Raw genomic sequence first — 11,968 nt, forward strand, 5'->3', positions numbered from 1 at the left:
AGGAGATTCCGATGCCCCAACGCAACGATGTGAAGAAAGTTCTGATTATCGGTTCCGGCCCGATCGTGATCGGTCAGGCCTGTGAATTCGATTATTCCGGCACCCAGGCCTGCAAGGCTCTGCGCAAGCTCGGTTACCGGATCGTACTGGTCAATTCCAATCCGGCCACCATCATGACCGACCCGGGCATGGCCGATGCCACCTATATCGAACCGCTCAACGTCGAGCGCCTCACCGAGATCATCGAAAAAGAGCGCCCCGACGCCCTGCTCCCCAACCTCGGCGGCCAGACCGCTCTCAACCTTTCCAGCGAGCTGGCCCGGCGCGGCATTCTCGACCGGTGCGGGGTGCGGGTCATTGGCGTCAATTTGGATGCCATCAAGCGCGGCGAAGACCGGGAGACTTTCAAGGAAACCATGGCCGGCCTAGGTATTGAAACACCGCGCAGCGAGATTGCCACCACCCTGGAGCAGGCCCAGGAGATCATCGGCCGCATCGGTCTGCCGGTGGTCATCCGTCCCGCCTACACCATGGGCGGCACCGGCGGCGGCTTCGCCTACAACCTGGAAGAGTTCGAGACCATCGTCAGCCGCGGGCTGGCGGCCAGTCCGGTGAGCCAAGTGCTCATCGAAGAATCGATTCTCGGTTGGGAGGAGCTGGAGCTCGAGGTGGTGCGCGACGCCAAGAACCAGAAAATCACCGTCTGCTTCATCGAGAACGTCGATGCCGTCGGCGTGCACACCGGCGACTCCTTCTGCACCGCGCCGATGCTGACCATCGACGCCGACCTGCAGGCCCGTCTGCAGGACTACGCCTACCGCATCGTCGATGCCATCGAGGTCATCGGCGGGACCAACGTGCAGTTCGCCTACGATCCCAAGAGCGGGCGCGTGGTGGTCATCGAGATCAATCCCCGCACCTCGCGCTCGTCGGCCCTGGCCTCCAAGGCGACGGGCTTTCCCATCGCCCTGGTTTCGGCCCAGCTGGCCGCCGGCCTGACCCTCGACGAGATCCCCTACTGGCGCGACGGCACCCTGGAAAAATACACGCCTTCCGGCGACTACGTGGTGGTCAAGTTCGCCCGCTGGGCCTTCGAGAAGTTCAAGGGCGTGCACGACAAGCTCGGCACCCAGATGCGCGCCGTCGGCGAGGTCATGAGCATCGGCAAAAACTACAAGGAGGCCCTGCACAAGGCCATCCGTTCTCTGGAGAACGGCCGCTACGGCCTCGGCTTCGCCAAGAATTTCTATCAGAAATCCCTCGACGAGCTGCTGGAACTGTTGGCCGAACCTTCCAGCGAACGCCAGTTCATCCTCTACGAAGCCCTGCGCAAGGGCGCCGACATCGACCTGCTCTATGGCAAGACCTTCATCAAACCCTGGTTTCTGCAGCAGATGAAGGAACTGGTGGAGTTGGAGGAGGAAATCCTGCAGCACAAGGGGAGCCTGCCGCCCGACGCTCTGCTGATTCAGGCCAAGAAAGACGGCTTTGCCGACCGCTACCTGGCGCAGATCCTCGGGGTGCGCGAACAGGCGATCCGCGAGAAGCGCATCGCTCTTGGCATGGTCGAAGCCTGGGAGGCCGTACCCGTCAGCGGCGTCGAAAACGCCGCCTACTATTATTCCACCTACAATGCCCCCGACTCTGTGGCCGTCTCCGACCGCAAGAAGATCATGGTGCTGGGCGGCGGCCCCAACCGCATCGGCCAGGGGATCGAGTTCGACTACTGCTGCGTGCATACGGCCCTGGCCCTGCGCGAGGCGGGGTACGAGACCATCATGGTCAACTGCAATCCCGAGACGGTCTCCACCGACTACGACACCTCGGACAAACTCTACTTCGAACCGTTGACCGTCGAGGACGTGCTCTCCATCTACGAGAAAGAGAAGCCCGAAGGGGTGGTGGTGCAGTTTGGCGGTCAGACCCCGCTGAATATCGCCCGCGAGCTGGAAGCGGCGGGAGTGCCCATTCTCGGCACCAGCCCCGAGACCATCGACCAGGCCGAGGACCGCGACCTCTTCAACCAGACCATGATCAAGCTCGGCATTCCCCAACCCGAATCGGGCATGGCTGCTACCGAAGAGCAGGCGGTGCAGATTGCCGTCCGCATCGGCTATCCGCTCATCGTTCGTCCCTCCTTTGTCCTTGGGGGCCGGGCCATGGAGGTGGTGCATGACGAGGGGATGCTGCGCGAGTATCTGCAAAAAGCGGTGGAGATATCCCCCGAGCGCCCCATTCTCATCGACCGCTTTCTGCAGAACGCCATCGAGGCCGAAGCCGACGCCATCGCCGACGGCAAAGACGCCTTCGTGCCGGCAGTCATGGAGCACATCGAGCTGGCCGGCGTCCATTCCGGCGATTCGGCCTGTGTCATTCCGCCGGTCTCCATCCCGGCCAAACACATCGCCACCATCGAGGAATACACCCGGCGTATCGCCGTGGAGATGGGGGTGGTCGGGCTGATGAACATCCAGTACGCCATCGCCGACGACAAGGTGTACATCCTGGAAGCCAATCCCCGTGCCAGCCGCACCGTGCCGCTGGTCTCCAAGGTCTGCAACATCCCCATGCCGCGCCTCGCCGTGGCCGCCATGCTGGGACGAAAGCTCGCCGAGCAGGGGCTCGATCGGCGGCAGTTCGCTCATTTCGGGGTCAAGGAAGCGGTCTTCCCCTTTGGCATGTTCCCGGAAGTCGATCCTGTGCTGGGGCCGGAGATGCGTTCCACCGGTGAAGTGCTGGGTCTGGCTGGCAACTACGGCCTCGCCTATTTCAAGGCCCAGGAAGGAGCCAATGCGCCGCTGCCCCTGCAGGGGACGGTACTCATTACCGTGGCCGAGCATGACAAGGCCGAAGCCCTCAAGGCGGCGCGGCTCTTTGCCGAGCTGGGCTTTGCCATCCGCGCCACCGCCGGTACCCAGGCGTTTCTTTCCGCGCAGGGAATTGCGGCTGAGCGGATCAACAAGATGCACGAAGGGCGCCCCAATATTGCCGATGCCATCAAAAACGGCGAGATCCAGCTGGTGATCAATACTCCTGTCGGCAAACTCAGCGCCCATGACGACTCCTATATCCGCAAGGCTGCCATCCGCTACAAGGTGCCTTACATCACCACCACGGCCGCCGCCCTGGCCGCCGCCAAGGGGATTGCCGCCTGTCGGCAGGGCCAGGAGACGGTCCGCAGCCTGCAGGAGTACCACGCCGCCTTTCACTAAAAAGCGGTCTACACCCATTTGCGGAATGAAATGAAAGCGGGCAGGACTGACGAAGGTTCTGCCTGCTTTCGTTTTTACGGAGTCGTTCGACTTTTACCGAGGGCCATGCTAAAATTCGCCCGTTTATAACGACTATGATCCTGCTCCGGCGTGTGGCCCGGTTTGACGGATCCATCGAGGTTACCATGTTTCTCCTTCTCGTTTTTCTGCTAGTGGCCTACCTGATTGGCGCCATTCCCGGCGGCATCGTCCTGACCCGGTTGGTCGGCTCCGAGGATATCCGCCAGGCGGGCAGCGGCAATATCGGCGCTACCAACGTCTACCGGGTGGCCGGGCGCAAGCTGGGGGTGGCCACCCTGGTTCTCGACGCTCTTAAAGGGGTGCTGCCGGTAGGGGCTGCCTTGGCTGTTTTCCCCGAATCATTGGGGTCGGTCGCTCTGGTGGCGGCGGCGACCTTTCTGGGTCACCTCTATCCCATCTATATCGGCTTTAAAGGGGGCAAGGGAGTGGCTACCGCGTTGGGAATTTTTCTGGTGCTGTCGCCCAAAAGCGTCCTGGTGGCTCTCCTCCTCTTTGTGCTTCTGGTCTGGAAATGGCGCTACATCTCTCTCGGCTCCGTCTGCGCCGCCGCGGTCGCCCCCCTGCTGGTTTTCTATTTTGAGCGTTCAACGCCGCTCTTTCTGGTCACCCTCTTTATCGGCGGCATGGTGATCCTGCGCCATCGGGCCAATATCGAGCGCCTGATCGCCGGCACCGAAAATCGCTTTCGGGCCTGATTGAGGTATAGTTCACCATGTCGCGAAAAACGTCGCTGGCCCCGTTGGTCCTTATCCTGCTGCTGTTGCCTGCCGTCTATGGAGTCGTCGATTTTGCCCGCTTTATGCTACGGCCGGTGACGCCGGTGGCGCCGCAGGTAATTGCCGTCCGTCCCGGCAGTTCTTTCGCCCAGGTGGCCCTGATGCTGGAGGAAGGGGGCGTGGTGGACAGTGCCCTGCGCCTGCGCCTGCTGGCCCGCTGGCGGGGAGAGGCGGGCCGGGTCAAGGCTGGTGAATACCGCTTTGCGGAAGCGGCTTCGCCCGGTGAGGTTTTAAAACGCCTGGTGGCGGGGGACGTCATCCAGTATCGTTTCACGGTGCCGGAAGGGCTGACTTTGGAGGAAATCGCGCGAAAGCTGGCGGCAGAGGGCCGGGGCGATGGCGGTCACTTCCTGCAGCTGGCGCGGGATGCCGATTTTATCCATTCCGTCGGGGTGGAGGCGAAAACGCTGGAAGGATATCTCTATCCGGAGACCTATACCCTGGTGGCGACAACGGGGGAGAAGCCGCTGCTGCAGGCGATGGTGCGGCAGATGCAAGCCCGCCTGACGGAAGAGCTCCTGGCGGGGGCCAGGGCCAGGGGGCTGTCCGTCCACGAGCTGCTGACCCTGGCCTCCATCATCCAGAAGGAAGCGGGGAACGAGGCCGAAATGCCCATTATCGCCGGGGTCTTCCACAACCGGTTGCAGCGGGGCATGCGATTACAGTCGGACCCGACGGTGATTTACGGTGTGCAGGACTTTGACGGCAACCTCACCCGCCGGCACCTGGAGGAATGGACCCCTTACAATACCTACCGCATAGCCGGCCTGCCCCCCGGTCCTATTGCCAGCCCGGGTGAGCCGGCCCTGCGCGCGGCGGCCTTTCCGGCCGAAGTAAACTATCTCTACTTTGTGGGGAAGGGCGATGGCACCCACGTCTTTTCCAATACGCTGCGCGAACACAATGACGCGGTGCGGCGCTATCAGTTGAAGCGCTGAAGCAGGCCTGAAAAATATCGTCTGAATCGGGGAAGCCTATGGCCCAAAGAATCCTGATCGCCGAGGACAATGACCGCGTTGCCGCTTTTCTGGAGGCCTTGCTGCGGCATGAAGGCTATGCCACCGAGCGGACAGCCGATGGCATCGAGACGCTACAGCACATCGGCCGAGGTGCCCCCGATCTCCTCCTCCTCGACCTGCGTCTGCCCCGCCTGCACGGGGTCGATCTGCTCAAAAAATTGCGGAAAAGCACCGTAGGTCGCGATCTGCCGGTCATTGTTGCCACGGGGGTCTATCGCGGAGAGCGTTATGCCAGGGCCGCCCAGGGCCTGGGGGTGCGCCATTACCTGGAAAAACCCTTCTCCGCCGAAGCCCTTCTGCTGGCGGTCAAGGACATGCTTTCCTCCCGCCAGCAAGAGGCGGCGGCAGAAGAGAGTGAACCCTTCGACCACCACCTCTACCAGGCCTTCAGCACGGCATTCTCCGGAACCTGTCACTTTGAGGGAACGCGGGGGGCCATCCTCAGCTTTTTGGCGGGTACGCCCGTTTCTCTGCGGCCGGGTTTTGTTCATCGGGATTTCGGCGACTACCTCTTTCAGAACGGACGTATTTCCGCTGACGAATATGACTACTATCAGGCGGCAGGACGATTCCGCAGTGATGTTCTGGTGCAACTCGGCTGCCTGCGTTATCCCGAACTGCTGCAGGAAAAACTGGCCTATCTGAACGGCGAACTGATCGAAGCTTTCAGCGGGCCACCATTGAAGGTGGAGCAGCGACCCTTTCCTTTGTCGCCGGGCCTGCAGCTTTTCACCCTGAATATGCCTTCCCTCTTCTACCGTGGTTATTGGCGCAGCAGCGCTCCCGACACCGCCAATCCTTTCCCCGAAGATGTGTATGGGCAATTCGTTGCTCCTGCCGCGGCGTTTTACCGACACGTCAACTTTCTCGATCTCAATGAAGAGGAGCGCCGTTTTGTCGGCCAGCTCGACGGCAGCAGAACTATGGCAGAATGCCTGGAGGGCGCGAGCGGCCTCATGCCCCTGCTGCGTCTGCTCAAGACCTTCGGGATGCTGACCTTTGCCCGTGAACCGCTGTCTCCGGAACTCCCTGCCGGCATGCCATTGCGTACTCTGTTCAATATTCTGGAGGATGAGACCGGGGCGAGCAGCGACGATCCCCTCGAAAGTTTTTCCGATCTGGTAGCGGACGAGAGTCGTGATGACGAACCGCTCGTGCCTTCCCAGCCAGCCCCGCCGGTGCTGCCCGAGACCGTCGACCTGTCGCTGCGGGTGCGGCAGGTATTTGACGGCCTGCAGGGCAAGAATTACTATCAGGTTTTCGCTATGGAGCAGGGGAAATTTTCCTTTGATCAGCTCAAATCCCACTATTTCAGACTGACCCGCGAATTCGGCCCCGAGGCGATGATGCAGCTGGCCGGCGAGGAGGCCGGCATGGTGGAGGAGATCCTGGCCACGGTCACCACGGCCTACAATACCCTGTCTGATGTCATCAAGAAGGAGCGCTACGACGAGTTGCTCGGTTCGGATAAGGTGGGGCTGGGGCAGAAGGGGGACGATATCTTCCAGTCGCAGGTTCAGTTCCAGTCCGGTAAGGTGTTTCTGGACATGGAAGAGTGGGACAACGCCGAAAAAGCCCTGCAGGATGCCTGCAATATCGCCCCGAAAAACGGTGACTACCTGGCGCACCTGGCCTGGTCCATCTACCGAAACCCGCGAAACGGCAGCAGCCCCGCCATGCGGGAGAAGGTGCGCCAGATGCTGAATCGCGCCCTCAGTCTCGATCGCGTCCCTTCCGCCTATGCTTTCAAAGGTTGGATGCTATTGGACGGGGGGCAGGACTTGCTGGCCGAGGCCGAGTTCAGCAAAGCCCTCAAGCTCGATGCCCGCCATGCCCTGGCTCGCAAAGGGCTGCGGGAGATCACCGAAAAACGCGAGCAGGAAAAGAAGGGGCTCTTCCGGCGCATGTTCAGTTAGCCTTCGGAACGAGCCTGGCGGTCAAGGGCTTCGGCCAGCAACTCGATGGTGTGGACGGCCCGCACGGCATGTCCGCCCTTTTCCAGGCCGCCGCGAATCTGCAGCAGACAGCCGGGACAATCCATGGCGACGCTGGCGGCCCCGGATGCCAGAATATCCCGCACTTTGTCGGCCAAGATGCTTCGGGCGATGGCCGGGTGGCTGGTGAAGGAATAGGAGCCGCCGAAGCCGCAGCAGCGGTCGGCATGATTCATTTCCCGCAGTTCGGAGCCGCTGGCCTGCAGCAGGGCCCGCGGCTCCTGCCAGACGCCGGCCCCTCGCTTGAGGTGGCAGGAGTCGTGGTAGGTGACCGTTTCCCCGGCCGTTCCTGCCTGTTTTTCCACCCCCCCCAGCACTTTGACGATAAAACCCGACACATCCATCGTTATGGCTGCCAGCTTCTCCGCCTTCTGGGCCCAGGCCGGGTTGTCCCGCAGGTGTTCGACAAAGTCGCGGCACAGGGCCAGCGTGCAGGTGGGGCAGGTGGTCACCACGTAATCGGGGTCTCCGTCGAGCATGGCCTCCACGTTTTGGCGGGCCAGCTCCACCGCTGTTTCCCGATCCCCCGAATAGAGCGCTGGGATGCCGCAGCAGTTCTGCCTGGCGGGATAGCTGACCTGTACGTCGAAGTGGTTGAGGACCCGCACCAGATCTTGGCCCAGCCCCGGATAGAGGAAATCGTTGGCGCAGCCACCGAAGAAGGCCACCTGGTAGCGGGGGCTGTCGACCCGTTGCGGGAGGTCGGGCCACTGGTCGCGCAGGGGGGTGGCGGCGATGGCGGGAAGAGTGCGCCAGGCGGTGAGACCCGAAAAAAACAGAGGCAGATGGCGGATGGTATCCTCCCCGCGCGTGACGGGTTTCTGCAGCAGGCTGGCGGCCCGGATCAGAGTATGGAAGAGCTGACGGTTGCGCATGACCCGGCGGAAGACCAGGGCCTTGCCGGTGCCGATGCCTTCCTCTTCGCCAAGGGCCTGGCGCAGCTGCAGGATGATGTTCTCCAGGTCGATATGGCTGGGGCAGACGGCGACGCAGGACCGGCAGCCGATGCAGGCCCGCACCAGCTCGGCGGCCTGGTCGAGGCCGTGGAAGAAGGCGGTGAGAATGATGCCGATGGCGCTGATGTAGATGTGGCCGAAGACATGGCCGCCGACGGTCTGGTAGACGGGACAGACGTTGGCGCAGGCGCCGCATTTGATACAGCGCAGCGCGTCGCGGCAGTGGGGGGATGCGGCCAGGGCGCTGCGGCCGTTGTCGAGCAGGACGATGTGCAGCTCTTTGTCCATTTCCCCGCAGGGGACGGCGCCGCGGATCCAGGTTACGTAGCTGGTGAGGAGCTGCCCCGTGGCGTTCTTGGGCAGCACACGGATGATTTTGGCCGCATCCTCCAGCGTTGACACCAGTTTCTCCACCCCCACCAGGGCCACGTGGATGGGCGGCAGGGTGGTGGCCAGGCGGGCATTGCCCTCGTTGGTCACCAGGGCGATGCCTCCCGTTTCCGCCACGGCGATATTGGCGCCGCTGATCCCCATCCCGGCCTCGAAATAGCGCTGCCGCAGCTGCTGACGGGCGACCCCGACCAGATGCTCGATCTCGGCCGGCTCTTTCTCGCCGGTGACCTGGCTGAACAGCGCCGCCACTTCCTCCTTGAACATGTGGATGGCAGGCATGACCATGTGGCTCGGTCGCTGGCCAGCCAGTTGGATGATCCATTCGCCCAGGTCCGATTCGACGGCGGTGACGCCAGCCTGCTCCAGGGCCCGGTTGAGATGGATCTCTTCGCTGGCCATGCTCTTGCTCTTGATGGCCAGCTTGACTTGGCGCTCGCGGGCGAGTCGGGCGATGTAGTCGTTGGCTTCGGCCGCTGTGCGGGCGTAAAAGACGGTGGCGCCGGCGGCTTCGGCGTTGCGGGTGAATTCCTGCCGCAGAGCGTCGCGTTGCAGCAGGGCCTGATCCTTGATCGCGGCGATATCACGGCGCAGTTCCTCGAAGTCGTGGCCGGTAAAGGCGTTCTGACGGGAGAGCAGGTAGGCATCGGCAAATTTGTGCAGGGCCTCCTGCAGCTGGGGCGTGGCCAGGGCCTGATCGATGCGCTGTCGGTACTGCCGGTTCCGTTCTCGGTTCATCGTCCTCCCCCTCCTACATCTCCAGAAAATCGTCGGAAAGCCCGGCCAGCAGCAGGATGTGCAGGCGCCGCGGGCCGTGCACGCCGATGGTCAGTACCCGCTCGATATCGGCGGTGCGGCTGGGGCCGGTGATGTAGGCCAGATAGTTGCGCGACTGACGCTGATGCAACTGGCGCAGCCAGGGGACGGCCGCCAGTCCGTCGGCGACGATCTTGCGGCTATCGGCCAGCACGACATGACGCTCAGGCAGAGTGGAGGCCAGGCGGATGTCCTCGGCGGTACTCTCCAGCACCAGCGTGCCGGTATCGGCAATGGCGAAGTTGGCGCCGGTCAGGCCCAGGGCCGCGCCGGCCGCCGCCCCACGATCCCGGCCGTCAAGGACCTGGCAGCCGGCCGCCTTGAGCTGAGCGGCCAGGCCGAGACGCCGGGCACTGGCGAAGTCGGCGACATAGATGCCGCCGTCAGCCAGACGGCAAACCGTATCGCCGATTTCAGAGACCGAATCAAGATGGATGATCTCGGCGCCCACCTTGCCGGCGGCGGCCTCGAAAGTGGCAAGTAAAACGTCTTCTGACATGGCCTTTCCTCCCATGGGCTCACACACAGACAGATTCATCGTAGAAGCGCCACGGAAACGCTGTCAAGCAGCAAATGAGAAGAAGAGGCCGGAAGGTGGTTAAGTCCTTGAAGGCCGTTTAGCGCGCCAGGGCCTGGTCCACATCATCGGTTTTGCCGATCATAATAAGGACGTCGCTGTCTTTGATGCGGTGATCAGGCGGCGGTGCGGCGATGAACTGGTCGGTAAGGACATCCTTGATGGCGATGACCGTGACGTGGTGCTTCTTGCGCAGGTCAAGCTCGACCAGGGTCTTGCCGATGAAGTGCTTGGGCGGCTCGGTTTCAGAGAGGGCGTAATCCTCGGCCAGGGGAATGAACTCGAGGACATTGGGGCTCGACAGGCTGTGCGCCACCTTGCGGGCCATGTCCTTCTCGGGAAAGATCACCTCGGTGGCGCCGACCCGCTCAAGAATGCGGCCGTGATCTTCGCTGACCGCCTTGACGATGATGCGAGGAACCTTCAGCTCCCGTAAGTAGAGGGTGATCAGAGTCGCCAGATGGGAGCGGTCGCCGGTGGAGACCACGGCCGCGTTCATTTCAGCCACTCCCTGCGCTTCCAGAAAAGCCTTGTTGGCCGCATCCCCTAAAATGGCGTAGGAACAGAGATCCTTGACGGCCTGCACCTTGTCCTTGTCCGCGTCGATGGCGATCACTTCGTGGTTGTCGTCACTGAGGGTGGCGACGACGTGATACCCGAAGTTGCCCAGCCCGATTACACAAAATTTACTCTTCTTCATACCGAAAAACTCCTTGGATTCAGCCGATCATGATGTTTTCTTCCGCGTAGCGCGGCGCATGACGCCGGGTTCGACCGGCAATGGCGAAGGCGACGGTCAGCAGGCCGACGCGGCCGACAAACATGAGCAGGATGACAATCCCCTTCCCCCAGCCTCCCAGGCTGGCCGTCGCGCCGGTGGAAAGACCCACGGTGCCGAAGGCGGAGACAGCCTCGAAAGCGAAGTTGAGAAACTCCCGCGCGTCATCCCCGGGGGCGTTCGGGACATGCACGATCAACAGGCCGAAGAGCGCCAGACCGATGAGGATGACGGCGAGGATGACCAGCGACAGGGCTTTGGCGATGACATCATCGGGAATGGTGCGCCGGAAGATGCTGATGTGGGGCGACCCTTTGAGCCGACTGTAGAGCACGGCAAAGAAGAGGGCCAGGCTGGTGGTTTTGACCCCCCCTCCCGCCGAGCCGGGGGAGGCGCCGATGAACATCAGAAACATCATGAGAAAAAGGGTGGGAACCCGAAAGTGGGTGAGGTCTATGGTGTTGAAACCGGCGGTGCGGGTGGTCACCGATTGAAATAGGGACGTCCAGAAGCTCTCAAGATGCGACATGCCGGCCAAAGAGTGCCCGCTCTCCAGAAAAAAGATGCAGACCGTGCCGTAGCCAACGAGAAAGGCGGTGGTGCTGAGCACGATACGGCTGTGCAGGGAGAGCCGCGGCTTTTTCTGTGCTTTCGGGGTGGAGAGAATTTGCCGTAGTTCGCGGATGACCAGAAAACCGATACCCCCCAGGATGATGAGGGCCATAATGGTCAGGTTAACCAGGGGATCGTCGCGAAAGGCGACCAGGCTGTCGGGGTAAAGAGAAAAACCCGCATTGCAGAAAGCGGAGATGGCGTGAAAAAAGGCGCTGTAGACCCCTTCGACCAGGCCCAGTCGGGGCACGAAAGCCAAGGACAGCAGCACTGTCCCGATGGTCTCGATCACCAGGGTCATCAGAAAGATGCCCTTGATCAGCTCCCGCCAGGAACTGATGGGGGTGTGCATCAGGGTTTCATGGATGATCCAGCGTCCGCGGGCGCTGATGCCGACCCGCAGGTAGATGAAGAGGTAGACGGAGAAGGTCATGATGCCCAGGCCACCCACCTGGATGAGGAGCAGGATCACTCCCTGGCCGAAGAGACTGAAGCGGGTACCCGTATCGACCACGGCCAGACCGGTGACACACTGGGCCGAGGTGGCGGTGAAGAGGGCGTCGAGAAAAGAGAGGGGCTCACCGTTGACCGCCAGAGGCGTCCGCAGGAGCAGGGCGCCGATAAGAATGGCCAAGGCATAATAGCTAACGAGAGCCTGGGCTGGGGAGAGAGACTTGAGTCGGCCCAGCAGGGTGGATTTCATGAAGGAGGCCCATCCTTTCCGTCGTTTTAATCGGGCGAACGACGAAAAGGAATT

The 11,968-nt window shown here is 62.1% G+C and carries 8 protein-coding genes; 4 read left to right on the top strand and 4 right to left on the bottom strand.

What is annotated here, in order from left to right:
• Positions 1-11 precede the first annotated feature (11 nt).
• The 4 genes from carB to MJO47_RS04860 all read left to right on the top strand — a co-directional run bounded on the left by carB (position 12) and on the right by MJO47_RS04860 (position 7,004).
• Positions 12-3,212: a carbamoyl-phosphate synthase large subunit gene (gene carB / locus MJO47_RS04845; protein WP_253959984.1), complete on the top strand. Its 3,201-nt coding sequence runs from the start codon at positions 12-14 to the stop codon at positions 3,210-3,212.
• A 185-nt stretch (positions 3,213-3,397) separates the two neighbouring features.
• Positions 3,398-3,988: a glycerol-3-phosphate 1-O-acyltransferase PlsY gene (gene plsY, locus MJO47_RS04850; RefSeq protein ID WP_253959985.1), complete on the top strand. Its 591-nt coding sequence runs from the start codon at positions 3,398-3,400 to the stop codon at positions 3,986-3,988.
• Between the two features lie 17 nt (positions 3,989-4,005).
• Positions 4,006-5,007, top strand: a complete 1,002-nt coding sequence (gene mltG, locus MJO47_RS04855) for an endolytic transglycosylase MltG (RefSeq protein WP_253959986.1) — start codon at positions 4,006-4,008, stop codon at positions 5,005-5,007.
• Positions 5,008-5,045: 38 nt separating this feature from the next.
• Positions 5,046-7,004 (top strand): response regulator, encoded by a 1,959-nt coding sequence (locus MJO47_RS04860; RefSeq protein WP_253959987.1) that lies wholly within the window; start codon positions 5,046-5,048, stop codon positions 7,002-7,004.
• On the opposite strand, the gene ldhH is transcribed toward MJO47_RS04860, so the two are convergent.
• From ldhH to MJO47_RS04880, 4 genes are all read right to left on the bottom strand, one after another.
• Complete coding sequence (gene ldhH, locus MJO47_RS04865) at positions 7,001-9,166, bottom strand: L-lactate dehydrogenase (quinone) large subunit LdhH (protein WP_253959988.1); 2,166 nt, start codon at positions 9,164-9,166, stop codon at positions 7,001-7,003. The two genes, MJO47_RS04860 and ldhH, sit on opposite strands and share 4 nt — an antisense overlap.
• Before the next feature lie 13 nt (positions 9,167-9,179).
• Positions 9,180-9,743: a lactate utilization protein gene (locus MJO47_RS04870; RefSeq protein ID WP_253959989.1), complete on the bottom strand. Its 564-nt coding sequence runs from the start codon at positions 9,741-9,743 to the stop codon at positions 9,180-9,182.
• A gap of 118 nt (positions 9,744-9,861) precedes the next feature.
• Entirely contained in the window at positions 9,862-10,521 is a 660-nt protein-coding gene (locus MJO47_RS04875; protein WP_253959990.1) for a TrkA family potassium uptake protein, read from the bottom strand.
• Between the two features lie 19 nt (positions 10,522-10,540).
• Positions 10,541-11,914 (bottom strand): TrkH family potassium uptake protein, encoded by a 1,374-nt coding sequence (locus MJO47_RS04880; RefSeq protein ID WP_253959991.1) that lies wholly within the window; start codon positions 11,912-11,914, stop codon positions 10,541-10,543.
• Positions 11,915-11,968 lie beyond the last annotated feature (54 nt).

It is taken from the genome of Desulfuromonas sp. KJ2020 (genome assembly GCF_024197615.1).
In the GTDB taxonomy this organism is placed as follows: domain Bacteria; phylum Desulfobacterota; class Desulfuromonadia; order Desulfuromonadales; family SZUA-540; genus SZUA-540.

Bases quoted from the DNA above. Each gene is read 5' to 3' on its own strand.
- ldhH (WP_253959988.1), bottom strand. From the start codon at position 9,166: ATGAACCGAGAACGGAACCGGCAGTACCGACAGCGCATCGATCAGGCC.
- MJO47_RS04880 (WP_253959991.1), bottom strand. From the start codon at position 11,914: ATGAAATCCACCCTGCTGGGCCGACTCAAGTCTCTCTCCCCAGCCCAG.
- MJO47_RS04875 (WP_253959990.1), bottom strand. From the start codon at position 10,521: ATGAAGAAGAGTAAATTTTGTGTAATCGGGCTGGGCAACTTCGGGTAT.
- plsY (WP_253959985.1), top strand. From the start codon at position 3,398: ATGTTTCTCCTTCTCGTTTTTCTGCTAGTGGCCTACCTGATTGGCGCC.
- mltG (WP_253959986.1), top strand. From the start codon at position 4,006: ATGTCGCGAAAAACGTCGCTGGCCCCGTTGGTCCTTATCCTGCTGCTG.
- MJO47_RS04870 (WP_253959989.1), bottom strand. From the start codon at position 9,743: ATGTCAGAAGACGTTTTACTTGCCACTTTCGAGGCCGCCGCCGGCAAG.
- carB (WP_253959984.1), top strand. From the start codon at position 12: ATGCCCCAACGCAACGATGTGAAGAAAGTTCTGATTATCGGTTCCGGC.
- MJO47_RS04860 (WP_253959987.1), top strand. From the start codon at position 5,046: ATGGCCCAAAGAATCCTGATCGCCGAGGACAATGACCGCGTTGCCGCT.